Origin of the sequence: Aeromicrobium sp. CFBP 8757 (assembly GCF_014841755.1) — a bacterium.
Lineage (GTDB): Bacteria > Actinomycetota > Actinomycetes > Propionibacteriales > Nocardioidaceae > Aeromicrobium.
The window spans coordinates 212,339-235,196 of sequence record NZ_JACYUM010000004.1 but is presented as its reverse complement, the minus strand read 5'-3'; the positions used below and the strand labels follow the sequence as shown (position 1 = coordinate 235,196).

Here is a 22,858-nt window from a genome sequence, read left to right as displayed (position 1 = left end):
CTGGTGGGGGTGAGGTGGTGCGATGGTGCGGGGCTGTGCGGGTCTTCCGTCACGGCTTGCGGTTCGCGATGCGCTGCTGCAGGAGCACGGCGATCACGATGATCACGCCCTTCGCGACGTTCTGGGTCGACGTCGAGAGGTTGTTCAGCGTGAAGACGTTGGTGAGGGTCGTGAAGATCAGGACGCCGAAGAGGGTGCCGACGACCGTGCCGCGTCCGCCGCTCAGCAACGTGCCGCCGATGACGACGGCAGCGATGACGTCGAGCTCGAGGAGCGTGCCGTGCGTCGACGAGCCGGTCGTGGTGCGTGACATCACGATCAGGGCGGCGATGCCGCAGGTCATGCCCAGCAGGGCGTAGAGGTAGACCGTGTGGCGCTGCACCTTGATGCCGGCCAGGCGGGCCGCCTCCGGGTTGCCGCCGACCGCGAACGTGCGGCGGCCGAAGGTCGTCCGGTTCAGCAGGAACCAGCCACCGACCGTCACGAGCGCGAAGATGATGACGATGACGGGGATGCCGAGCGGCTCGGCGCCGAAGAAGTCGGTGAAGCCCTGGTTGCGCAGGATCTGCGTCTTGCGGTCCGCGATGAGCTCGGCGAGCGCGCGGGCCGACGCGAGCATCGCGAGGGTCGCGACGAAGGGCACGATCCTGCCGTAGGCCACCAGCAGGCCGTTGATGACCCCGCAGGCGGTGCCGACCAGGATCGCGCTGAGCACGATCACGATCCAGTGCACGTCATCGGCCATGGCCTGGGTGCCGGTGGTGGTGGCCCAGACGGAGGCGAGGGCGACGATCGCGCCGACCGACAGGTCGATGCCACCGCCGGTGATCACGAAGGTCATGCCGATCGCGACGACACCGGTGACGGTGGCCAGACGCAGGATCGTGACGATGTTGTCGGTGCTCGCGAAGCGTTCCCCGGCCGTCACGACGCCGACGACGCACAGGATGACGAGGGCGATGACGAGGCCGAGGTTGCGCGCGATGCCGACGGAACCGCCACGATCGCCCTTCGGCGGGGTGGGGACGGTCAGGGACGGGTCCTTCAGGGAGGCGCTCACGCTGCCCCTTCCTTGTCGTGGTCGTGGGTGGCGAGGATGCGGTCGAGGACGCCGGCGGCGTCGATGGCGTCGCTGGGACCGTCGTGGACGACGGAGCCCTCGGCGACGACGAGCACGCGGTCGGACAGGCCGAGCACTTCGTCGATGTCGCTCGAGACGACCACGACGGCGACGCCGGAGTCGGCCAGCTCGCGGATCAGCGAGTAGATCTCGGCCCGCGCGCCGACGTCGACACCGCGGGTCGGCTCGTCGAGCAGCAGGATCGTGCACGACCGCAGCAGCCAGCGGGCCAGGACGACCTTCTGCTGGTTGCCGCCCGAGAGTGTGCGGATGATCCGGTCGGGGGCGTCGGGCCGTACGTCGACGGAGCGGGCCGCGTCATGGGCGGCGCGCCGTTCGGCCGCCTCGTTGGAGAAGCCGCCGCGGGCGAAGCGGGAGAAGCTCGCGAGCGAGATGTTGCGGTAGACGGCCTCGTCGAGGATCAGGCCCTGCGACTTGCGCTCCTCGGGGCACAGGCCGAGACCGGCGCCCACCGCGGCGTCGACCGACCCGTTGCGCAGCGTCGTCCCCCCGACCGTGACCGTGCCGCTCGTGGCCCGCCGCGCGCCGTAGATCGTCTCGACGATCTCGCTGCGACCGGCTCCCACCAGACCGGCCAGTCCGATGATCTCGCCGGGGCGCAGGTCGAACGACACGTCCGTGAACTCGCCGACCCGCGAGAGGGAGTCGACCGACAGGACGGGCGCGGCATCGGGGACCGGCGCGGTGCGCCGCGGGAAGACCGACGTGACGGTGCGACCGGTCATGAGCGTGATGAGCTCGGACGTCGGGGTGTCCTGCGCCGAGAGATCCGTCGCGACCGTCGCGCCGTCCTTGAGGACCGTCAGGCGGTCGCCGATGCGACGGATCTCCTCGAGCCGGTGCGAGATGTAGATGATCGCGGTGCCGGAGGCGCGCAGGTCGTCGACGACGCGGAACAGGCCGTCGACCTCGTCGGCGTCGAGCACCGCCGAGGGCTCGTCCATCACGATGACCTTGGCGTCGCGCGACAGCGCCCGGGCCATCGACACGATCTGCTTCCCGGCGGCCGACAGGCTGCCGACCTCGCGGGTCGGGCGGATCTCGGAGTGGCCCAGGGTGGCGAGCAGCTCGCGGGCGGCCCGGTTCATCTCGGCGTCGCGGGTCATGCCGCCGCGCGCCCGCTCGTGCCCGAGGAAGATGTTGTGGGCGACGGTGAGGCCGTCGACGAGGTCGAGCTCCTGGTAGATCGTCGCGACGCCGGTGGCCAGGGCGTCCTGCGGGTTCGCGAACGAGATCGGCTCGCCGTCCCACAGGATCGTGCCCTCGTCGATCGGGTGGGCACCGGCGAGCACCTTGATCAGCGTCGACTTGCCGGCGCCGTTCTGGCCCAGCAGGCAGTGCACCTCACCGGCGCGGACCACGAGGTCGACGCCGTCGAGGGCTCGGACCCCGGGGAACTGTTTGACGATGCCGCGCATCTCGAGCAGCGGGGTGACGGTCTGTCGCATGGGAGTGACCCTAGTCACAGGTTTTGTCGGCCGTCAAGCAAAAGTCAGAAGTTCGCCGACATGGATGCTTGACGTCGGCGTCGAAACACGGTCTGGTTGACTCATGACCATGACTGCGCCCGTCGGGCTGCCGCCGGCGCTCGTCGGCACGGGAGACCTGTTCCAGCTGCTGCGCGACGGTCGTCCACGGACCCGGGGCGAGCTGTCGACGCTGTCGTCGCTCGCCCGCTCGACCATCACGACGCGCGTCGACGCCCTACTGGCCTCGGGCCTGCTCGCCCCGGTCGGCGAGGCCGCCTCGACCGGCGGACGTCCGCCCACCCGCTTCGCGCTCAACCGCCACGACCGGGTCGTCCTCGCGATCGACCTCGGCGCGTCGCACGCGACGGTCGCCGTCAGCGACCTGTCGGGCGAGGTGCTGGGCGAGCGCACCGTCGCCTGCGACATCGCCGACGGACCCGAGATCGTCCTCGACCGCGTCGCCGACATCGGCACCGAGCTGCTGGCCGATCTCGGCCGCGCCGTGCCCGACGTCGCCGGCGTCGGCATCGGCGTGCCCGGCCCCGTCGAGCACGCCACCGGACGTCCGGCGAACCCGCCGATCATGCCCGGTTGGCACGACGTCGACATCCCCGAGCGGCTCGGCCGGCGGTTCAGCGGGCCCGTCCTCGTCGACAACGACGTCAACCTGATGGCGCTGGGCGAGTACGTCACGTCGTGGCAGGCGTCCCGCCACCTGCTGCTGGTCAAGGTCGCGACGGGCATCGGTGCGGGCATCGTCACCGACGGACGCCTGCTGCGCGGTGCGCTCGGCTCGGCCGGCGACCTCGGGCACGTCCAGGTGGCCGGCGCGCCCGACGACGTCGTGTGCCGCTGCGGCAACATCGGGTGCCTCGAGGCCGTGGCCGCGGGGCCCGCGATCGCGGCGACCCTGCGGGCCAAGGGCCTGGACGTCGAGGGGTCGCAGGGCATCGTCGACGCCGTCGCGGCCGGCGAGATCGCCGCGCTGCAGGCCGTCCGCGAGGCCGGGCGCGACCTCGGCTCGGTGCTGGCCACGTGCGTCAACCTGCTCAACCCGTCGGTCATCGTGATCGGCGGCAAGCTCTCGGAGGCGGGGGAGTACCTGCTGGCGGGCGTCCGTGAGGTCGTCTACCAGCGGTCGCTGCCGCTCGCGACCAACGACCTGCGCATCGTCAGCACCTCGGCCGGCAGCCGCGGCGGCATCCTGGGGGCCAGCGCGATGGTCATCGACGCCGTGCTGGCGCCGAGGGCCGTCGACGCCTACGTCGCGAGCCGCACCGCCTGACCCGTCCACGGCGCGACGTCCCACGACTCTGGGTCCCGGCTGCCTACAGTGGCTCAGTGATTCGATTCGACAAGGTCACCAAGACCTACCCCGGCCAGAAGCGCGCCGCGCTCGACGGCGTCGACCTCGAGATCGAGAAGGGCGAGTTCGTCTTCCTGGTCGGTGCCTCGGGCTCGGGCAAGTCCACGTTCCTGCGGCTGATCCTGCGCGAGGCGCGCCCCACGAGCGGACGCGTCTACGTCGCCGGCAAGGAGATCAACAAGCTGTCGAGCTGGAAGGTGCCCAAGCTGCGCCGCCAGGTCGGCACGGTCTTCCAGGACTTCCGGCTGCTGCCCAACAAGACCGTCACCGAGAACGTCGCATTCGCGCTGCAGGTCATCGGCAAGTCGCGCGCCGAGATCAACTCCCTCGTGCCCGAGACGCTCGAGATGGTCGGCCTCGAGGGCAAGGGGCACCGCATGCCCGACGAGCTGTCCGGCGGCGAGCAGCAGCGTGTCGCGGTCGCCCGCGCGTTCGTCAACCGACCGATGATCCTGATCGCCGACGAGCCCACCGGCAACCTCGACCCCGCGACCAGCGTCGGCATCATGAAGCTGCTCGACCGGATCAACCGCACCGACACCACCGTCGTCATGGCCACGCACGACTCGACGATCGTCGACCAGATGCGCAAGCGCGTCATCGAGCTCGAGTCGGGGCTCATCGTCCGCGACGAGGCCCGTGGCATCTACGGCTACCAGAACTGACCCGGCGAAGAGGACCACATGCGTAGCACTCTCAGCGAGCTGGGCCAGAGCCTTTCTCGCAACAAGTCCATGACCGTCTCCCTGATCGTCACGATGACGGTGTCGCTGCTGCTCGCCGCGCTCGGCCTGCTGATCCTGGCCCAGTCGCAGCGCACCGAGAAGTACTTCGGCGACAAGCTGCAGCTGCAGGTCAACCTGTGCACCAAGAACTCGCTGGCGCCGACGTGCATCGGCGGCGCCGCGACCGACGACCAGCAGACCGCGGTGCAGGAGGCCCTGCGCGGCAACTCGCAGGTCAAGTCGTTCGACATCCGCACGCCGCAGGAGAACTACGACCAGGCACGCGTCCTGTTCGGCCAGTCCGAGACCGGCCGCAAGCAGCTCGAGACGCTGAGCCCCGACTCGTTCCCCGTCTCGTACTTCGTGACCCTCAACGACCCGCAGAAGTACGACGCGGTCGTCAGCCAGGTGTCCGGCATGGACGGGGTCGGCAACGTCAGCTCGCTCAAGGAGCTGCTGGGACCGCTGTTCTCGGCGCTTGACAAGCTGCGCAACGGCGCCCTGGCCATCTCGGCGCTGCTGATCTTCGCCGCGGTGCTGCAGGTCTCCAACACGATCCGCATGACGGCGTACGCCCGGCGCCGCGAGATCGGCATCATGCGGCTGGTCGGCGCGTCGAGCTGGCACATCCAGCTGCCGTTCATCCTGGAGTCGATGCTGGCGGCCCTCATCTCCGCCGCGCTGGCCGCGGCAGGGCTCGCCGCGTTCGTCCACTTTGTCGTCTACGGCTACCTGCGCGACACCCTCGGCAAGATCACGACGTGGGTCGGCTGGGGCGACGCGGTGCAGGTCATGGGCATGACGACGGTGCTCGCGCTGCTGCTCGCGCTGATCCCGACACTCTTCCTGACGCGCAAATACCTCGACGTGTGAGGTTCATAGCCTAAAGTCGGGCTTGATACTTTCAGCACGACACGTCAGCACGCTCGTCGACACGTCCCCGGGCCCGCCCGGGGATCCTTCCCCCAAGGTCGAGGTCATGTCTTCCCACACCCGCTCCGCGCTGCTCGCTGCGCTGCTCTCGGTCGCGCTGCTCGCCGGCCTGACGTCACCGTCGTTCGCCGACCGCAAGGACGATCTCGAGCGTCAGAAGAAGGAGGCGAGCGGGGCGGCGCAGCAGGCGCAGAAGGACCTCGACGCGTCCACCAAGGAGTTCGCCGAGGCCGCCGCAGCCCTGCAGGACGCCGAGGCGAAGCTCGGCTCGGCGCAGGCGACGCTCGACCAGACGCGCGGCAAGGTCGCGGTCGCGGCGGCGTTCGACACCCAGATGCAGGCCAAGCTCGAGAAGAGCCAGGCCGCGCTCCGGTCGGCGCGCAAGGAGCTCGACCAGGGCGAGAGGCGACTCGTGCGGTCCGAGAAGTCGGTCGAGGAGTTCGCGGTGCAGGACTACCTCGAGGGCGATCGCGGGCTGCGCGCGCTCAGCGGCCTGCTGCAGGGGGAGGACCCCTCGACGTACGGCGAGGAGGTCAGCCTCAACGGCGCCGTCAGCGACGACCAGCTCGCGACGATGCAGCGCCTCGAGGCGACGCGCGTGATCCTCAAGCTGAACCGGCAGAAGGTGCAGAAGCTGCGCGACAAGGTCAAGGTGCAGCGCGCCGAGGCCGCCGCCAACCTGGTCGAGAAGCAGCAGCTCGAGGCCGCCGCCGAGCAGCAGGCGACCGAGGTCGCCTCGCTCGTGACGGTCCGCGAGGGCGCCGCCTCCACGGCGGCCGCGGCCCAGGCCGACGACGAGCGGATCGTCCGCGAGCGCGAGGCCGAGACGTCACGGCTCGCCGCCGAGCTGCAGAAGATCGCCGACGAGGAGCTGCGCAAGGCCAAGGAGCGCGCCGAGCGCGAGCGCCAGCGCAAGGCCAAGGGCGGCGGGGGCAGCAGCACGGAGGACCCCGATCCGCCGACCGGCGACAGCGGCGGCACGCTCACGCGTCCGGTGTCGGGCCCGATCACGTCGCCGTACGGCATGCGCGTGCACCCCATCACGGGCGTGTACAAGCTGCACGACGGCATGGACTTCGGCGTGGCGTGCGGCACCCCCGTCAAGGCGGCCGCCGCCGGCACGATCATCCAGCAGTACTTCAACGGCGCCTACGGCAACCGCATCATCCTCAACAACGGCGTCAAGCGCGGCGTCAGCGTCGTCACGACCTACAACCACCTGACGCGGTTCGCGCTGAAGGCCGGCACGAAGGTGCAGCGCGGCCAGGTCATCGGCTACTCGGGCTCGACCGGCTACTCGACCGGCTGCCACCTGCACTTCATGGTCCTGGTCAACGGCTCGACGACGAACCCCGCCGGCTGGTTGTGACCCGCACCGAGTCGAGCGTCGTGGTCGACGTCGACCCGGCGACGGCGTTCGCGATCTCGCAGTCGACGGGCGCCACCCGCCTGCGGTGGGACCCGTTCATCCACGAGCAGCACTTCCTCGACGGCGCGACGGCCCCCGGCAAGGGGGTGCGCACGCAGACGCGACACCGCTCGCGCCTGCGCATGGTGAGCGAGTACGTCTCGTACAACCCGCCCACCAACGTCGGCATGACGATGGTCCAGGGGCCGTGGTTCTTCGCCTCGTTCGCCGGTGGCTGGCGCTTCGCCCCCGAGCCGGACGGTCGGTGTCGCGCGACCTGGCGCTACAGCTTCACGTGCCGGCCGTCGTGGCTCGCGCCGCTGGCCGAGCGGGTCGGCGCCGTCGTGCTGCGCCGTGACATCGACCGACGCATCGCCGGCTTCGCCCGCGGGTGCGCCGACCCCGTCGTCGTGGCGGCCGTCGGTGCCCGCGACGCCTGACGGGCGCGTGACACAATGGAGGGATGGCCAAGGAGACGGGGCGAAAGCTCGTAGCGCAGAACAAGAAGGCGCGCCACGACTACCACATCGAGGACACGTTCGAGGCCGGCATGGTGCTGACCGGCACCGAGGTCAAGTCGCTGCGGGCGGGACGCGCGTCCCTGGTCGACGGGTTCGGCGAGATCGAGCGTGGTGAGGCGTGGCTGCTGGGCGTCCACATCCCCGAGTACACCCAGGGCACGTGGACGAACCACGAGACGCGGCGGCGCCGCAAGTTGCTGCTGAACCGCTCCGAGATCGACCGCATCGAGCGTCGGACGTCCGAGAAGGGCCTGACGATCGTCCCGCTGTCGCTGTACTTCAAGGACGGACGCGCCAAGGTCGAGATCGCCCTGGCCCGCGGCAAGAAGACGTACGACAAGCGCCACGCGATCGCCGAGCGCACGGCGACGCGCGAGGCCGAGCGCGACCTGGGCCGGCGGCTCAAGGGCATCCACTAGTGGGAGGCGGGCTCCAGGACGACGACCTCCCCGGGCTCGTCGCCGCGCTGGGCCTGCCCGGCATCGTCGACGTCCACACGCACTTCATGGCGCCCCAGATCCTCGAGAAGGTCTGGGCCTACTTCGACGCCGCGGGGCCGATGCTCGGTCGTCCGTGGCCCATCACGTACCGGTGGAGCGACGAGGAGCGTGTCGCCCACCTGCGCTCGATCGGCGTGAAGAGGTTCTCGGCCCTGTCGTACGCGCACCGTCCCGGTGTCGCGGGCTTCATGAACGACTGGACGCTGGCGTTCGCCGACCGCACCCCCGACGCACTGCGCTCGGCGACGTTCTACCCCGAGCCCGAGGCCGCGCAGTACGTCCCGCGGCTGCTCGACGAGGGGGTCGAGGTCTTCAAGGTGCACGTGCAGGTCGGCGACTTCGCCCCGAACGACCCGTTGCTCGAGCCGGTGTGGGGCGTGCTCGCCGAGAGCGGCACCCCGATCGTCCTGCACGCGGGCTCCGGGCCGGCCCCGGGCCACCACACAGGTCCCGCGGGGGTCGCCGACGTGCTGTCGAGGCACCCCGACCTGGCGCTCGTGATCGCCCACCTCGGCATGCCCGAGATCGACGAGTTCCTCGACCTCGCCGAGCAGTACCCAAACGTCCAGCTCGACACCACGATGGCCTTCGTCGACTTCTGGGACGCGCCGGTGCCCGACGGCGTCCCGGCACGGCTGGGCCAGCTGCAGGACCGGGTGCTGTTCGGCACCGACTTCCCGAACATCCCGTACGCGTACGCCCACCAGGTCGAGGTGCTGCAGCGGCTCGAGCTGGGCGACGACTGGTTGCGCAGCGTGCTGTGGGGCAACGGTTCGCGGTTGTTCGGGGTCGCCGTGTGAGTGCCGACGCCGGCACGATCCGCCTCGCGACCGCCCAGGGGCGGTGGTTGCTCGCCGCGATGATCCTCGGCTCGGGGATGTCGTTCCTCGACGGCTCGATCGTGGGGCTCGCGCTGCCGGCGATGCGGTCCGACCTCGAGGCGGGTGCCGCGGGCGTGCAGTGGATCGTGAACGGCTACACGTTGATGCTCGCCGCGCTGATCCTGGTCGGGGGGTCGCTGGGCGACCGGCTCGGACGGCGCCGCGTGTTCGTGGCCGGGGTCGTGCTGTTCGCTGGCGCGTCGGTGCTGTGCGCGGCGGCGCCGACGCTCGAGGTGCTGGTCGCGTCGCGCGGCCTGCAGGGCGTGGGCGCGGCGCTCCTGACGCCCGGCAGCCTCGCGATCATCTCGGCGTCGTTCGCGCCCGAGGACCGGGGGAGCGCGATCGGCCTCTGGTCGGGGCTGGCCGGCGTGACGACGGCGATCGGTCCGCTGGTCGGCGGCTGGCTGGTCGACACCACGGGCTGGCGTGGCATCTTCTGGATCAACGTCCCGCTGGCCGTCGCCGTGGTGTGGCTGGCCGTGCGGCACGTGCCCGAGACGACCGGTGAGGACGACCCGATCGACTACGTGGGGGCCGCGCTGACGGCGCTCGGGCTCGCCGCGCTGACGTACGGGCTGGTCGACGGGTCGTGGCTGTGGGGGACTGTCGGTGCCGTGCTGATGGTCGTGTTCGTGCTGCACCAGCGGGTCGCGCCGCACGCGCTGGTGCCGATGCAGCTGTTCGCCGACCGGGTGTTCACGGCCGCCAACATCTGCACGTTCGCGATCTACGGGGCGCTGGCGGCGTCGAGCTTCCTGCTGGTGCAGCAGCTGCAGTACGTCTCGGGGTTCTCGCCCCTGGTGGCGGGGCTGGCGAGCGTGCCGATGACGATCATCATGCTGCTGTTCTCGTCGCGCGCGGGAGCGCTCGGCACGCGCATCGGTCCGCGGCTGCCGCTGACGATCGGCCCGCTGGTCGCGGCGGCCGGTCTGCTGCTGATGCTGCGGATCGGCGACGACGCGAGCTTCGTGACCGACGTGCTGCCCGCCTCCATCGTGTTCGGCATCGGCCTGACGGTGCTGGTCGCACCCCTGACGACCGCGGTGCTGGCGGCCGCGCCGATGCAGCAGACCGGCATCGCGTCGGGCATCAACAACGCCGTCTCGCGCACCGCGTCGCTGCTGGCGGTGGCCGCGATCCCGCCGATCGCGGGGATCACGGGTCGAGACTTCGCCGACCCGGCCGTGTTCGGCCCGGGCTTCCGCACCGGCACCCTGATCTGCGTCGGCATGCTGGTGCTCGCCGCCGCGTGCGCCGTCACCCTGATCCACCGCCTCCCCGCCCCCGGACCCGCGAGTGGTGCGGAGCGGACAGAGTGAGACGGCGAGTCCGACCACGCTGCACCGTTCGGGGACGGGAATGCAGCACTCGAACGACGTCGCGGAATGATCGGCTCGGCCCTGGCGTTGGGCAGGAGTAGGATGGACACGCCGGCGCGGCACGAAGCTCGATGCGACGGTGGTTGACAACTCAAGAGGGGCTGATCGGTTTCGACTAAGGTCGTTCGATTCAGGTGAAGCGGGTAGAGGATCCAGGGTTATCTCTTAAACGATCTCTGGAAACCAACAAGTGCCGATTCAAAGCGCACTGACTTCGCCCTCGCTGCTTAAGCGATAGGTGAAGGGCTGGCCCGGGGGAGCTTCCGCTCCGGATCGCCAGTCTCATTTAGGAGGCTTGCTGGTCACACGGCGTCACAGCGTGTGATCGGGACTTTTCTGTGACTGAGCCCGTCGGCGACGCGTCTGTTCGAGCGCCGGGGCTGAGAAAAGCGACCAGACAGACTGCACCCGGAGAAGCCCTGACTCAGCGCCGTAGGACCGGGGTTCGATTCCCCGCAGCTCCACTGAACGACAGAGCCCCGCTCGCCCCCATCGGGGGCGAGCGGGGCTCTGTCGTGCCGGACGGCAGCACGGTGGGTCGAGTGGCCCCCGTCGGCGCCTAGAGTCTGGTGGGCGACGGCGCAACGGTGTCCCGGTCGCGCGAACCGAGAGGTCGGACGCTCATGACCAGGTCTGGGTGGGCCGCCGCTGCGGCGGCGATCGTCCTCGCAGCCTCGCTCGTGTGGGGGTGGCAGATCCTGTCGTCCGAGGCGCAGGCACGGACGGCCGGCGGCGTCGAGCAGTGCGGCAGCGTGCTGCACGTGCTGGTCACGGGCGACGCCTACCGTGGCGGCGAGCTCCGACCGGACCAGGCGGCGCACGACGGCGCCTGCGTGTCGGATTCACGCGAGCACCTCCGGATGGTCGCCGTCCCGGCCTCGGTGACGCTGATGTCGGCGCTGGTCCTGCTGCCGAGCCTGCGCATCGGGCACCGCCGGGCGCGGTCGGATCGTGAGCACCGCCTTGCCCCTCACCGTCCCGGCGATAGCGTGGACGAATGACGTCCTACACCGATGCCCAGATCGAAGAAGCGCTCGACGGACTGCCGGCGTGGTCGCAGGAGGGCGAGGCGATCGTGAAGTCGTTCGAGTTCGCCGACTTCATGGCCGCGATCTCGTTCATCAACAAGGCGGCGGGGTCGATCGACGAGATGGACCACCACCCCGAGTGGACCAACGTCTACAACCGCGTCGACATCCGGCTGAGCAGCCACGACGTCGGGGGCGTCACCGATCGCGACGTGCAGCTGGCCCGTGTGCTGGAGCGCGTCGCCGCCGCCAGCTGAGCCGCGCGGACGGGCTCAGGCCCAGAGGTCGGAGCCGAACTTGAACCAGATCGCCGAGATGACCGCGACGTACCAGAGCACGTTGATCAGCAGCGTCCAGTCGCCGACGAACCGGGAGACCGGGTTGCCGGGTGCGAAGACCGCCAGGTTGCGCGCCGTGAGCCACACGAAGATCGGGATCATGACGGTCCAGACGACCATGCACCAGGGGCAGAGCTTGCCGATCTCGTAGATGCTCTGCGACTGCAGCCACGTCACGAAGCCGATGCCGAACAGGGCGCCCGCCTGCAGGCCGAGCCAGACGAAGCCGGGCAGCTGCACCCGCGCGACCATCAGGACGCCGAGGGTCACGACGATCGCGAAGCCGGCCACACCGATGATCGGGTTGGGGAAGCCGAACGCCGAGGCCTGGTCGGTGTTGATGACCCCGCCACAGCTGACGAAGGCGTTGATGTCGCAGGCCAGCTGGGCCGTCTTGCCGTCGGCCTCGTCCTGGAGGAACTTGACCTTGTCGATGAGCAGCACCGCGGCCGACAGCAGGCCGATCGCACCACCGATCAGCAGCAGCAGGCCGAGTCCGCGATCGGAGCGCTCATACGTGTCGAGGTCGGTCCGGTCGGCCACCATCGCGTCAGTCATGACAGTGATCCTAGAACGACCCCGCAACCATCTGCGTCAGGTCTGGCAGTGGGGGCACCAGAAGCAGTCGCGCTCGGTGGTGGGGCGGTCGCCCAGCTTGCCGTTGCGCAGTCGGGTGCCGCACCGGCGACATCGGGCGCGCTCGCGGTTGTAGACCCAGCGGTCCTCGCCGGTACGGGTGCTGCCGGTGAACGAACGCTCGACGCGCGCCTTGTTGACGTCGAGCATGCGCTGGCCGCGCGAGATGACGCGCGTCAGGTCGGGCACCTCGCCGATCGGACGGGTCGGCAGCAGGCCCATGATGAACAGCAGCTCGTTGACGTACTCGTTGCCGAAGCCCGCGAGGTTGCGCTGGTCGAGCAGGGCCAGGAAGACCGGGCGGTCGGGATCGGCGGCGGTGTTGGCGACGGCCAGCTCGAGATCCCAGTCGGCCCCCAACAGATCGGGGCCGAGGTAACCGATCGCGGACTCCTCGTCGTCGATGTCGAGCACCTCGAGGATGCCCAGGGAGTAGCCGATCGCCTGCCACTCGTCGTTCTCGAGCACGGCCCGTGCCGAGTGGCCGGGTCGCCGCCACGGCGACTCGAGCCGCTGGACGTGCCAGGCGCCCTCCATCTTGAGGTGCGAGTGGATCGAGTGCCGGGGCGTGCGGATCAGCAGGTGCTTGCCGTGGCTCGCGACCTCGTCGACGACCTCGCCCGACAGGTCGAGCGTCGCGAAGGCCGGCACCCTGAAGTCGGTGCGCGTCAGCTCGCGCCCCGCGAGGGCCTCGTGCAGGTGGTGGGCCGTGCGCCAGACGGTGTCTCCCTCAGGCATCGATCCGCACCCCCTTGATGGTCTGCTCGAAGCCGGCCTCGAGCAGGGCGGCACCGAGCGGCGAGGACGCGACGGGACGACCGTCGGCGGTCTCGACCGTCAGCCGGCTCATGCGTCTGGCCCGCACGAGGGTCGCGAGCGAGCGACCCGCCGCCTCGAGCCGTGCCGGGTCGTCGTCGAACACCAGCGCCTTCTTGCCGCCGCGCTCGAGGTACAGCACGAGGTGCCCGTCGTGCAGCACGACGAGGGAGCCGGCCTTGCGGGCTGGACGGTGCCGGGTGCTCGCCTCGTCGACGGGCCGGTCGGGCCACGGCAGCGCGGCACCGTACGGGTTGGCCGGATCGGTGGCGGCCAGCGTGACGGCCGCGGCGTCGGTGGGCCGGTCGTCCTCGAGGACGAAGGCGCGCATGCGGTCGACCGTTGCGGGCGCCCCGAACTGCGCGGCGCCGAGTGTCTCGATGTAGTAGCCGCGCAGCACCGAGCCGCTCTGCTCGAGCTCGCGCAGGACGCGGTAGATCGCCGCGAAGCCACCGGGCGTCTGCTCGGCCATGACCGATCCGCGGGTCACGACGCCGTACCGCCCGACGAGCGACTCGGCCCGGGACAGCTGCAGGGTCGTCGGGTCGTCGGCGGTCTCGGTGAGCGAGAACCACCGACCGCTGACGGTCGGGGGGCCCTGCTGGGCGACCCGCGGCGAGCGGATGCGGCGACCGTGCAGCCGGGCGCGGGGAGCCGGCCGCGTCGTGCGGTGGGCGCCGCCGCGGCCGACCAGCGTGCGCACGGGGGCGAAGGTGTCGTTGCTGATGCGCCCCGACCACACGAGGTCCCACAGCGCGGCGGCGACGTCGGCGTGGTCGACGGTGTCGGGCCCCAGCGCCGCGAGCACCTCGACGAGCTGGCGGAACAGGAACGCCCCGCCGCCGTCGAGCGCCTGGGCGATCGTGGCCGGCAGCGCGTCGGGGTCGAGGGGCTCGACGCCCTGGGCGCCGGCGGCGCGCAGCACGAAGTCGGCGGGGTGCAGCTGCACCCACCCGTCGTTGCCGGGCAGCGAGCCGGCTCCCGACCAGACGACCTCGCCGGCCGAGGTGAGCTCGTCGAGCATCGCGGGGGAGTAGTCGCGCACGCGGGCGGGCAGCACGAGCGACTCCCACGACGAGGCGGGCAGCGCCAGGCCCGCGAGCTGGTCGATCGTGGCGAGCACGCCCTCGGTGCCCCGCACCGTGCCGCCGACGCCCTGCCACGCGGGCAGGAACCGCGCGAACGTCAGCGGGTCGACGGGCTCGACCTGCTGACGGGCCGCCGCGAGCGAGCGCGAGCGCAGACGGCGCAGCACGCCGGGCTCGACCCACTCGCTGCCGGTGGCCTGCGGCCGGAACTCGCCCTCGGTGAGCCGGCCGTCGCGCGACAGGCGACGCAGCACCTGGTCGGCGATCGCGACGCCGATGCCGAATCGCGTCGCGACGTCGGCGCTCGTGAACGGGCCGTGGGTGCGGGTGTGCCGCGAGACGAGGTCGAGCAGCGGGTCGGCGACGACCTCGAGGTGCGCCTCGGAGACGCCCATCGGCACCACGACCCCGAGCGCGTCGCGCAGTCGGCCGGCGTCCTCGACGACGGCCCACCGCACGTCGCCGGCCACCGCGACCTCGATCGCGCGGCGGGCGTTCTGCAGCTCGCCGAGCCACCCGGCGACCTCGCCGGCGAGATCGGGCTGGACGCGGGCACGCACCTCGTCGGACGACAGCGGGCCCAGCAGGCGCAGCAGGTCGGCGACCCCCTCGACGTCCTTGGCCTGACGGTCGTCGGTGAGCCGCTGCAGCTCGAGCTCGAGGTGCTCGAGCACCTCGGGGTCGAGCAGTTCGCGCAGCTCGGCGCGACCCAGCAGCTCGGCCAGCAGCGTGGGGTCGAGGGTCAGGGCCGAGGCGCGGCGCTCGGCCAACGGGGTGTCGCCCTCGTAGAGGAAGGCCGCCACGTAGCCGAACAGCAGGTTCTGCGCGAAGGGTGACGCCCGCTCGGTCGTGACCTCGGCGATCTGCACCTCGCGGGAGGTCAGCTTCTTCGACAGCATCGTGAGCGCCGGCAGGTCGTAGACGTCCTGCAGGCACTCGCGGGCCGTCTCGAGCAGGATCGGGAACGACGGGTACTTGCGGGCGACGTCGAGCAGCTGCGCCGACCGCTGCCGCTGCTGCCACAGGGGTGCGCGCGAGCCGGGGTTGCGGCGCGGCAGCAGCAGGGCGCGCGAGGCGCACTCGCGGAAGCGGGACGCGAACAGCGCCGAGCCGCCGACCTCGGCCGTCACGATGGTGTCGAGCTCGTCGGTCTCGAACACGAACAGCTCGGCGCCCGGTGGTTCGGTCTCGGTGTCGGGGATGCGCGCCACGATGCCGTCGTCGCTGGCCACGACCGAGCCGTCCATGCCGTAGCGCTCGATGATGCGGGCGGCCACCGCGAGGGCCCACGGGGCGTGCACCCGACGGCCGAAGGGGGAGTGCAGGACGACCCGCCAGTCGCCGAGCTCGTCGCGGAACCGCTCGACCAGCAGGGTGCGGTCGGACGGCACCTGGCCCGTGGCCTCCTTCTGGTCGCGCAGGTACGCGCCGAGGTTGTCGGCCGCCCGGCGGTCGAGGCCCAGGCCGGCGGTGCGCTCGGCGAGGGCGTCGGGAGCCAGGGCCGAGGCCTCGCGGACGAACGCGCCGATCGCCTCGCCGAGCTCGTAGGGCCGCCCGATCGCGTCGCCCTTCCAGAACGGGAGCCGGGCCGGCTGGCCGAAGGCGGGAACCACGTTGACCCGGTCGTGGGTGATCTCCTGGATGCGCCAGCTCGTCGCGCCGAGGGCGAAGACGTCGTTGATGCGCGACTCGTAGACCATCTCCTCGTCGAGCTCGCCGACCTTGCGGGAGCCGCTCTCCTCGGTGCCGGCGGCCAGGAACACGCCGAACATGCCGCGGTCGGGGATCGTGCCGCCGCTCGTGACGGCGAGCCGCTGCGCACCGGGGCGGCCCGTGATGGTGCCGGCGTCGCGGTCCCACACGATGCGGGGACGCAGCTCGGCGAACTCGTCGGACGGGTAGCGGCCCGACAGCAGGTCGAGCGTCGCGTCGTACGCCGAGCGCGGCAGCGTCGCGAACGGGGCGCTGCGGCGCACGGTGTCGAACCACTCCTCGACGTCGATGCCCTCGAGCGCCGTGGCCGCGACGGTGTGCTGGGCCAGGATGTCGAGGGGGTTGGCGGGGATGTCGAGTCGCTCGATCAGGCCGGCCTGCATGCGCGACGTCGTGACGGCCGAGCCGAGCAGGTCGGGGCGCGACGTCGGGTAGGTGACGCCCTGCGACACCTCGCCGACCTGGTGGCCGGCTCGTCCGACCCGCTGCAGGCCGCTGGCGACCGACGGCGGCGACGACACCTGGATGACGAGGTCGACCGCACCCATGTCGATGCCGAGCTCGAGGCTCGACGTCGCGACGACGCAGCGCAGACGTCCCGACTTGAGGTCGTCCTCGATCAGCGAGCGCTGCTCCTTGCTGACCGAGCCGTGGTGGGCCCGGGCCAGCACGAGCTCGGGGTCGTCGGACGACGCGGCGGTCGTCTGGGTGCTGCTGCCCTTCTGCGCGGGCGCGCGGGCCGGCGTGGCGCCGTCGGGGGAGTCGACGTGCCCGAGGTGCGCCGCGTAGGCCTCGTTGAGGCGTGCCGTGAGCCGCTCGGACACCCCGCGCGAGTTGACGAAGATGATCGTCGAGCGGTGGCCGAGCACGCGGTGCATGATCGCCTCCTCGACGTGCGGCCAGATGCTGCCGCGCGGCTGCTCGTCGTCACCGGGCGCGAGCGAACGGGCGCCGCTGCCCTCGTCGCGCGGGGGTGCCGGGATCTTGGTCATGTCGTCGACCGGCACCTCGACCTCGAGCGCCAGGCGGGTGGGTGCCTCGGGGGCGACGACCGTGACCCGCGCCGAGCCGGCCAGGAAGCGGGCGACCTCGTCGTGCGGGCGGACCGTGGCGCTGAGCCCGATGCGCCGCGCCGGCGCCTCGAGCAGGGTGTCGAGCCGCTCGAGCGAGACCGCCAGGTGGGCGCCGCGCTTGGTGCCGGCGACGGCGTGGATCTCGTCGATGATGACGGTGTCGACGTCGCGCAGCGTCTCGCGCGCCGCCGACGTCAGCATCAGGAACAGCGACTCGGGGGTCGTGATGAGGATGTCGGGCGGCCGGGTGATCAGCGCGCGCCGGTCGCGCTGGGTCGTGTCGCCCGAGCGCACGCCGACCGTGACGTCGCGGAACGAATCGCCCCGGCGCGCCGCCGCCTGCGTGATGCCGACCAGGGGTGACCGCAGGTTGCGCTCGACGTCGACGGCCAGCGCCTTGAGCGGCGAGATGTAGAGCACGCGGGTGCCGGGCGCCCGATCGTCGGGCGACGTGGCCTCGGCCGGGTCGCCGGCGTGCATGAGCCGGTCGATCGCCGACAGGAACGCCGCCAGGGTCTTGCCCGAGCCGGTGGGCGCGACGACCAGGACGTGCTCATCGCCCTCGACGCCGAGCCAGGCACCCTCCTGTGCGGGGGTCGGTCCGTCGAACGACTCGCCGAACCACGCACGGGTGGCGGGGGCGAAGCGATCGAGTGCCGACGTCATGAGCCCATCGTCCCAGCCGCCGCCGACATGTGCTCGAGACCGCATCCGGGACGGGGGTGCCGGCCGGTACGGTGGACCTTCGTCGTGCCGATCTAGCCGGGAGACCTCGCTCCGTGTCCGATCCGAACCCCGCGGGCCCAGCGCTCAAGCGACTCGTCGCGGCCGTCGCGGCGTGCCTCGTCGCCGTGATCGTCGCCGGCGCCGTGATGGGGTCGCGATCGGTCGCCGCCGACCTGGGCGATCGGTCCACGGCGGCGCTGCAGGCCGCCGACCTGGCCGACGTACGCGTCGACTTCACGGGCCGCGAGGCCGAGCTCCGCGGCGGCAACGACGTCGAGGCGCGGCTCGCCGCGTCGCTGGTGCGCACCCTGCCCGGCGTCCGGCGGGTCGAGGTCGACCGCCGTCCGCGTCCTGTCGTCGCGGACGCCGCGCACTTCGAGCTCGACCGGGCGGGCGACGACGTCGAGATCAGCGGCGCCGTCCCCTCGCCCGACGACGCCGCCGCGATCAAGGTCGCGGTCGCGACGACGCTGCGCACGACCGTCACGGGCGACGTGAGGGTCGTCCGCTCGGTGCCGTCCGAGCCGTGGGTCGCCGCCGTGCCGGACGTGCTCGAGATCGTGGCCGGGGTCGAGGGCCTGGCGCTCGACGTCCCGGGCGACGGCACGGTCGTGCTCGGCGGGCAGGTCGCCGACCGCACGACGCGCGCCCGGGTCGTCGAGCAGGTCGCGCAGGCGCTGCCGGGGCTGCGGCTCGTCCAGACGCTGCGGGTCGCGTCGGCCCCGCGGAAGGGGGCCTGACGATGTCGGGGTACACGATCGGCGAGATCGGCCTCTGGTTGCTGCTCGCCGCGGCGCTCGGCTTCGTGCTGGGCTGGCTCGTGCGCGAGCTGGTGCTGCGGGCGCGGCACCAGCCGACCCCCGCCTCCGTCCCCACCCCGGCTCCAACCCCGGCACCCGCACCCGATCCGACCCCTACCCCCGCACCCGAGGTCGTGATGGCGGAGGGTGGCGCGCCGGAGCCGGCGGCCGGGCCGCCGGCCTCCGAGCCCGAGGCGCGGCCGCCCGTCGTCCCCGGCCCGCACCCCGGTTCGGCGCTGCCGCTGGCCGACGGCGCCGCTCCCTCGGACGAGTACGTCGTCAAGGTCAGCCGTGGCTCGAAGATCTACCACGCGTCGACGAGCCCCGCCTTCGCCCGCACCACCGCCGCGCTGTGGTTCACGAGCGCCGAGGCGGCCGAGCAGGCTGGTCTGCGCCGACCCAAGAACGGCTGACGCCCGACAGAGTGGCACCACCGCCGGACCCGTCGCGTGAGGCATGCTGTCGCCCATGAAGCTGCGTCTCGTCGCGGCGGTGTCCGCCGCTGCCCTGGCCCTGTCCGCGTGCTCGTCGTCCTCGTCGGACGGCGGCGAGAAGCCCGCGGCCCCCGACGCGTCCGCGGCCACCGCCACCCCGCTCGTCGAGATCTCACCGCTCACGGGCCTGGCGCTCTCGAAGGGACGACCCGACAACCCCGTCTTCGTCGTCAAGATCGAGAACACCGCCGCCGGTGCGCCGCAGTACGGTCTGGACAAGGCCGACCTCGTGCTCGAGGAGCTCGTCGAGGGCGGGTTGACCCGCCTCGCGGCGTTCTTCTACTCCAGCATCCCGTCGAAGGTCGGCCACGTCCGGTCGCTGCGCACCAGCGACATCGGCATCGCCGGCCCCGTCGCCGGCCAGATCGTGGCCTCGGGCGGCGCCAGCGGCGCCTACAACAAGGTCGAGAAGTCCGGCATCACGGTCTTCTCGGAGGACGCCGGATCCGCCGGCTTCAGCAGCGACCCCGCCAAGTACCGCCCGTACAACCGGTTGATCAATCTCAAGACGGTCGCCAAGAAGGCCAAGCGCAGCACGATCAAGGGCCCGTACCTGCCCTGGACGCCCGCCGACGCACCCGCCGCCGCTGCCGCGACCGGCAAGGCGGCCACGGCGGCGACGGTGCGGTTCTCGAACGCGACGTCGACGACGTGGAAGCTCGACGGCGGCAAGTGGACGCGCACCAACGGGCACGCCTCCCCGAACAAGGACTTCGAGGCCGACACGATGATCGTCGTGTTCGCCAAGGTCGGCGACGCGGGCTACACCGACCCGGCCGGCAACCCCGTCCCCGAGACGGTGTTCGAGGGCAAGGGCGAGGCCATGGTGTTCCACGGCGGTCAGGTCGACACCGTGACGTGGCGCAAGCCGAGCCTCGACGAGGGGCTGTCGTTCACGGCGGCCGACGGCTCGCCCTACACGATCGACCCGGGCAAGGTGTTCATCGAGCTCGTGCCCAAGGACGCCGGCTCGGTCACGCTGGGCTGATCGGCACGGCGTCCGCGCCGGCCCTCACTCGACGGTCGGCAGGAGCCTCAGGCCGGCCAGCAGGGCGCCGATCGTGGCCTGGACGTCGTCGCTGGCGGCCTCCGGGTCCTCCGCGTCGGAGACGTACTCCGACGCCGACCGGATGGCCCCGTAGAACACCGCCGTGAACGCCTCGCCGAGCTGGTCGGCGTTGCCGAGATCGGCCAGGAGCTCCTCGACGATGCTCTGCACGATGCCGTACGACGATGCCTTCTCGGCCTCCTGCCAGCGCTCGTGGCCGAGCGCGACGGGGCCCTCCTGCATGCAGATGCGGCGGAACTCGGGCTGGCGGCACACCTCGAGGAACTTCTGCAGGCCCGTCTGGGCGCGCTCCCACGGGTCCTTCGACGTGTTGATGGCCTTGCCGATCTCGGTCGTCGTGGACTCCTGCACGCGCAGGAAGACGTTCTCGAACAGGGCCAGCTTGCTGGGGAAGTGGTGGTAGAGCGCACCCTTGGTGACCCGCGCGGCGGCGACGACCTCGTCGAGCGAGGTGCCGGCGTAGCCGTGGTCGGTGAACAGGGTCGTGGCGCTGTCGAGCAGGGCCCGCTTGGTGCTGGAGGAGTAGTCCTGCCGACGCGAGGTCTTGGTGGTCTTGCGGGCGGTGCGCAGGACGCTCTTGGTCACGCGTGCGGGGTGGGACATGGGTCCGAGTCTACGGGGACGCGCGCGTCGTGCGCCGAATCACATACCTGCGGTTTGCCATGGCCTGCACGCCCCAACATACTGAGAGTACGTACCGCGGGTATGTGGCCCCGGTCCGACGGACCAGAAAGGAGCACACCATGACCTGGGATGCTTACAACCGTCGCAAGAACGCCCTCCGCGAGATGCTGGAGGTCGCCGACCGGCGCCCCGGCACGACGCTCACCGAGCTGCTCGACACGGTCGACGGGGCCCGCGAGGCCTTCCCGACCGAGACCGATGCGCTGTTCGACCTGCAGATGACCTGGTTCCAGCGACTCAGCGGCCAGATGGACCGCCTGCTGTCCGGCGACTCCGAGACGCCCGAGCTCGTCCCCGTCACGGCCTGGGTCACGACCGCGGCCGAGCTGCCCGGCGCCCGCGCGCTGCTCGACGCCCACCGCGACGACCCCGCGCTGCGCAAGGCGTTCGCCAAGGAGCTCGCCTACCTCGCGATCTCCGCCGGCTCGGTCGTCGGCGCCGACCTGACGACGCACGGTCGTCGCATCCAGGAGACCGCCCGCGAGCAGCTCGCCGCGGCCCCGGTCGTCCCGCTCCGCGACGACGCCCGGCCGGGTCTGATCACGCGTCTGCGCAACGCGATCGCCGCCTGAGCGGCTCCCACTCGTCCCCGTCCGGCACGCTCCCTCCCTCCTGTGCCGGGCGGGGATGTCCGCGTCCTGGAGAGGCGAGGTGGGGCTGCAGCCGCCTAGTGGCGCTGTGACGCGAGGCCGGTGATCTGCTCGCCGATCTCGACGTCGATCGACTGGCGGAACTCGCTGCGGAACACGCCGAGCGTGACCTGGCTGGCGATCGGCAGCAGCCCGTCGACCAGCGCGATGATGCGCTCCCAGTCGTCCTCGGGGAAGCCGGCGTCGATGAACGGCTGGATCAGCTCGGTCACGACGTCGCGCACGAACGTGTCGGTGATGGCCCGCAGGTGCTCCTGCAGCGTCGGGAACAGGCCGATGACGGTGCTGGGCGCCAGCCCCATCGACACCGCGGCGGCGCCGGCCCGGACGACGGCGGGCTCGACGAGCCTCACGCGGTCGCCCTCGAGGGCCTCGACCAGGCCCAGCTCGACCATCGAGTCGACGAGGGAGGCGTCGCGGGCCACGCCGGCCAGTGCCGCGAGGTCGTCGCGCGACATGATCTCGGCCTCGTCCGCCTCGGGCAGGTCGAGGATCGTCATGAGGTCGAGCGTGTGCCCCGCGGCGCTCTGGGGGGCGCTCTGGATCGCCTTCTCGACCGCGGCGAGCGTGAAGCCCCGGTCGAGCAGCTGCCGGATGAGCTGAAGGCGCTGGAGGTGCTCGCGGTTGTAGTAGCCCGTGCGTCCGGCCAGCCGGGGCGCCTCGATGAGACCGCGCCCCGCGTACGCCCGCACGTTGCGCACCGTCATCTGCGCACGTGCCGCGAGCTCGTCGACCGTGTACTCCTGAGGGGCGTTCTCCTCGGGGGAGGTGGCGTCGGCGGGCATGGACGCATCATAGGCCGCAGGGTGGCTTCTGCCGTGCCGAGCGTCGCGGGGGCATGATGGAGGCCATGGACGAGCTGATCGGCAGGCTGCTGGTGGCGACCCCGGCGATCGACTCGGGGCCGTTCCTGCGCAGCGTCGTCTTCGTGCTCGACCACGACGCCGACGGGACCCTCGGCGTCATCGTCAACCGGCCGCTGCCGTCCGACGTCGAGGACGTCCTGCCCGACTGGGCGGGGCTCGTCAACGCGCCCGTGTGCCTGTTCGACGGCGGCCCGGTGGGGGTCGACTCGGCGCTGGGCCTGGGCATCGTGGCCGATCCGTCGGACGCCCCCGCGGCTCCCGCGGGCTGGCGTCGCATGACCGGCCGGGTGGGCCTGGTCGACCTCGACGGGCCCGTGCCCGCCGGCACCGAGCTGATCGGCATGCGGGTCTTCGCGGGGTACGCCGGATGGGGCCCGGGCCAGCTCGCCGACGAGCTCGACGAGGGCGCGTGGATGGTCGTCGACGCGCGTGACAAGGACCTCATCTCGCCCCAGCCCGAGCTGCTGTGGCGCGAGGTGCTGCGACGCCAGGAGGGCGACGTCCGGTTCTGGGCGACATTCCCGGACGACCCGTCGACCAACTAGGTCATCGAC

At 71.6% G+C, this 22,858-nt stretch carries 22 protein-coding genes and 1 other RNA gene; 16 read left to right on the top strand and 7 right to left on the bottom strand.

The window, feature by feature from the left end; all coding sequences use genetic code 11:
• Positions 1–49: 49 nt before the first annotated feature.
• Entirely contained in the window at positions 50–1,060 is a 1,011-nt protein-coding gene (locus IFT73_RS13055; RefSeq protein ID WP_192167995.1) for an ABC transporter permease, read from the bottom strand.
• Entirely contained in the window at positions 1,057–2,589 is a 1,533-nt protein-coding gene (locus IFT73_RS13050; protein WP_197984164.1) for a sugar ABC transporter ATP-binding protein, read from the bottom strand. The genes IFT73_RS13055 and IFT73_RS13050 overlap by 4 nt, the downstream gene beginning before the upstream one ends.
• Positions 2,590–2,698: 109 nt before the next feature.
• On the opposite strand from IFT73_RS13050, the gene IFT73_RS13045 reads away from it, so the two are divergent.
• From IFT73_RS13045 to IFT73_RS12995, 11 genes are all read left to right on the top strand, one after another.
• Positions 2,699–3,895, top strand: a complete 1,197-nt coding sequence (locus tag IFT73_RS13045; RefSeq protein ID WP_192167994.1) for an ROK family protein — start codon at positions 2,699–2,701, stop codon at positions 3,893–3,895.
• A 56-nt stretch (positions 3,896–3,951) separates the two neighbouring features.
• A complete protein-coding gene (gene ftsE / locus IFT73_RS13040; protein WP_056611212.1) occupies positions 3,952–4,641 on the top strand; it encodes a cell division ATP-binding protein FtsE in 690 nt (229 codons plus the stop codon).
• An 18-nt stretch (positions 4,642–4,659) separates the two neighbouring features.
• Positions 4,660–5,574, top strand: coding sequence for a permease-like cell division protein FtsX (gene ftsX, locus IFT73_RS13035; protein WP_192167993.1), 915 nt, complete (start codon positions 4,660–4,662; stop codon positions 5,572–5,574).
• Between the two features lie 106 nt (positions 5,575–5,680).
• On the top strand, positions 5,681–7,003 hold the full coding sequence (locus IFT73_RS13030; protein WP_056611218.1) for a M23 family metallopeptidase: 1,323 nt from the start codon (positions 5,681–5,683) through the stop codon (positions 7,001–7,003).
• Positions 7,000–7,482, top strand: coding sequence for an SRPBCC family protein (locus tag IFT73_RS13025; protein WP_192167992.1), 483 nt, complete (start codon positions 7,000–7,002; stop codon positions 7,480–7,482). Before IFT73_RS13030 ends, IFT73_RS13025 begins: the two co-directional genes overlap by 4 nt.
• Before the next feature lie 23 nt (positions 7,483–7,505).
• Positions 7,506–7,982 (top strand): SsrA-binding protein SmpB, encoded by a 477-nt coding sequence (gene smpB, locus IFT73_RS13020; RefSeq protein WP_192167991.1) that lies wholly within the window; start codon positions 7,506–7,508, stop codon positions 7,980–7,982.
• Complete coding sequence (locus tag IFT73_RS13015; protein WP_371811266.1) at positions 7,982–8,863, top strand: amidohydrolase family protein; 882 nt, start codon at positions 7,982–7,984, stop codon at positions 8,861–8,863. Before smpB ends, IFT73_RS13015 begins: the two co-directional genes overlap by 1 nt.
• Positions 8,860–10,263 (top strand): MFS transporter, encoded by a 1,404-nt coding sequence (locus IFT73_RS13010; RefSeq protein WP_197984162.1) that lies wholly within the window; start codon positions 8,860–8,862, stop codon positions 10,261–10,263. The genes IFT73_RS13015 and IFT73_RS13010 overlap by 4 nt, the downstream gene beginning before the upstream one ends.
• 157 nt (positions 10,264–10,420) lie before the next feature.
• Positions 10,421–10,790: a transfer-messenger RNA gene (ssrA, locus tag IFT73_RS13005) on the top strand.
• A gap of 156 nt (positions 10,791–10,946) precedes the next feature.
• The gene (locus IFT73_RS13000) at positions 10,947–11,324 is read left to right on the top strand and encodes a hypothetical protein (protein ID WP_192167990.1); all 378 of its coding nucleotides are present in this window, start codon (positions 10,947–10,949) and stop codon (positions 11,322–11,324) included.
• Entirely contained in the window at positions 11,321–11,608 is a 288-nt protein-coding gene (locus IFT73_RS12995; protein WP_192167989.1) for a 4a-hydroxytetrahydrobiopterin dehydratase, read from the top strand. Before IFT73_RS13000 ends, IFT73_RS12995 begins: the two co-directional genes overlap by 4 nt.
• A gap of 15 nt (positions 11,609–11,623) precedes the next feature.
• Here IFT73_RS12995 and IFT73_RS12990 read toward each other — a convergent pair whose 3' ends face one another.
• The 3 genes from IFT73_RS12990 to IFT73_RS12980 are packed head-to-tail and all read right to left on the bottom strand — an operon-like array spanning position 11,624 to position 17,681.
• Positions 11,624–12,247, bottom strand: a complete 624-nt coding sequence (locus IFT73_RS12990) for a vitamin K epoxide reductase family protein (RefSeq protein WP_192167988.1) — start codon at positions 12,245–12,247, stop codon at positions 11,624–11,626.
• A gap of 36 nt (positions 12,248–12,283) precedes the next feature.
• The gene (locus tag IFT73_RS12985; RefSeq protein WP_056611240.1) at positions 12,284–13,063 is read right to left on the bottom strand and encodes a DNA-formamidopyrimidine glycosylase family protein; all 780 of its coding nucleotides are present in this window, start codon (positions 13,061–13,063) and stop codon (positions 12,284–12,286) included.
• A complete protein-coding gene (locus tag IFT73_RS12980; RefSeq protein WP_192167987.1) occupies positions 13,056–17,681 on the bottom strand; it encodes an ATP-dependent helicase in 4,626 nt (1,541 codons plus the stop codon). The genes IFT73_RS12985 and IFT73_RS12980 overlap by 8 nt, the downstream gene beginning before the upstream one ends.
• Positions 17,682–17,794: 113 nt before the next feature.
• Here IFT73_RS12980 and IFT73_RS12975 point away from each other — a divergent pair, with 113 nt between their 5' ends.
• From IFT73_RS12975 to IFT73_RS12965, 3 genes are read left to right on the top strand one after another with little or no spacing between them, the layout of a single operon-like run.
• Positions 17,795–18,481, top strand: a complete 687-nt coding sequence (locus tag IFT73_RS12975) for a hypothetical protein (protein ID WP_192167986.1) — start codon at positions 17,795–17,797, stop codon at positions 18,479–18,481.
• Positions 18,482–18,483: 2 nt separating this feature from the next.
• Positions 18,484–18,954 (top strand): hypothetical protein, encoded by a 471-nt coding sequence (locus IFT73_RS12970; protein ID WP_192167985.1) that lies wholly within the window; start codon positions 18,484–18,486, stop codon positions 18,952–18,954.
• A gap of 55 nt (positions 18,955–19,009) precedes the next feature.
• Entirely contained in the window at positions 19,010–20,023 is a 1,014-nt protein-coding gene (locus IFT73_RS12965; protein ID WP_192167984.1) for a DUF3048 domain-containing protein, read from the top strand.
• A gap of 24 nt (positions 20,024–20,047) precedes the next feature.
• On the opposite strand, the gene IFT73_RS12960 is transcribed toward IFT73_RS12965, so the two are convergent.
• On the bottom strand, positions 20,048–20,707 hold the full coding sequence (locus IFT73_RS12960; protein WP_082556350.1) for a TetR/AcrR family transcriptional regulator: 660 nt from the start codon (positions 20,705–20,707) through the stop codon (positions 20,048–20,050).
• A 140-nt stretch (positions 20,708–20,847) separates the two neighbouring features.
• Here IFT73_RS12960 and IFT73_RS12955 point away from each other — a divergent pair, with 140 nt between their 5' ends.
• Entirely contained in the window at positions 20,848–21,360 is a 513-nt protein-coding gene (locus IFT73_RS12955) for a hypothetical protein (RefSeq protein WP_192167983.1), read from the top strand.
• 95 nt (positions 21,361–21,455) lie between these two features.
• Here IFT73_RS12955 and IFT73_RS12950 read toward each other — a convergent pair whose 3' ends face one another.
• The gene (locus tag IFT73_RS12950) at positions 21,456–22,223 is read right to left on the bottom strand and encodes a MerR family transcriptional regulator (RefSeq protein WP_056611258.1); all 768 of its coding nucleotides are present in this window, start codon (positions 22,221–22,223) and stop codon (positions 21,456–21,458) included.
• A gap of 65 nt (positions 22,224–22,288) precedes the next feature.
• Here IFT73_RS12950 and IFT73_RS12945 point away from each other — a divergent pair, with 65 nt between their 5' ends.
• On the top strand, positions 22,289–22,849 hold the full coding sequence (locus tag IFT73_RS12945) for a YqgE/AlgH family protein (RefSeq protein WP_206759099.1): 561 nt from the start codon (positions 22,289–22,291) through the stop codon (positions 22,847–22,849).
• Positions 22,850–22,858: the final 9 nt, after the last annotated feature.

Bases quoted from the DNA above. Each gene is read 5' to 3' on its own strand.
- IFT73_RS13050 (WP_197984164.1), bottom strand. From the start codon at position 2,589: ATGCGACAGACCGTCACCCCGCTGCTCGAGATGCGCGGCATCGTCAAA.
- IFT73_RS13045 (WP_192167994.1), top strand. From the start codon at position 2,699: ATGACTGCGCCCGTCGGGCTGCCGCCGGCGCTCGTCGGCACGGGAGAC.
- ftsX (WP_192167993.1), top strand. From the start codon at position 4,660: ATGCGTAGCACTCTCAGCGAGCTGGGCCAGAGCCTTTCTCGCAACAAG.
- IFT73_RS13030 (WP_056611218.1), top strand. From the start codon at position 5,681: ATGTCTTCCCACACCCGCTCCGCGCTGCTCGCTGCGCTGCTCTCGGTC.
- smpB (WP_192167991.1), top strand. From the start codon at position 7,506: ATGGCCAAGGAGACGGGGCGAAAGCTCGTAGCGCAGAACAAGAAGGCG.
- IFT73_RS13000 (WP_192167990.1), top strand. From the start codon at position 10,947: ATGACCAGGTCTGGGTGGGCCGCCGCTGCGGCGGCGATCGTCCTCGCA.
- IFT73_RS12995 (WP_192167989.1), top strand. From the start codon at position 11,321: ATGACGTCCTACACCGATGCCCAGATCGAAGAAGCGCTCGACGGACTG.
- IFT73_RS12990 (WP_192167988.1), bottom strand. From the start codon at position 12,247: ATGACTGACGCGATGGTGGCCGACCGGACCGACCTCGACACGTATGAG.
- IFT73_RS12985 (WP_056611240.1), bottom strand. From the start codon at position 13,063: ATGCCTGAGGGAGACACCGTCTGGCGCACGGCCCACCACCTGCACGAG.
- IFT73_RS12980 (WP_192167987.1), bottom strand. From the start codon at position 17,681: ATGACGTCGGCACTCGATCGCTTCGCCCCCGCCACCCGTGCGTGGTTC.
- IFT73_RS12970 (WP_192167985.1), top strand. From the start codon at position 18,484: ATGTCGGGGTACACGATCGGCGAGATCGGCCTCTGGTTGCTGCTCGCC.
- IFT73_RS12965 (WP_192167984.1), top strand. From the start codon at position 19,010: ATGAAGCTGCGTCTCGTCGCGGCGGTGTCCGCCGCTGCCCTGGCCCTG.
- IFT73_RS12960 (WP_082556350.1), bottom strand. From the start codon at position 20,707: ATGTCCCACCCCGCACGCGTGACCAAGAGCGTCCTGCGCACCGCCCGC.
- IFT73_RS12955 (WP_192167983.1), top strand. From the start codon at position 20,848: ATGACCTGGGATGCTTACAACCGTCGCAAGAACGCCCTCCGCGAGATG.
- IFT73_RS12950 (WP_056611258.1), bottom strand. From the start codon at position 22,223: ATGCCCGCCGACGCCACCTCCCCCGAGGAGAACGCCCCTCAGGAGTAC.
- IFT73_RS12945 (WP_206759099.1), top strand. From the start codon at position 22,289: ATGGACGAGCTGATCGGCAGGCTGCTGGTGGCGACCCCGGCGATCGAC.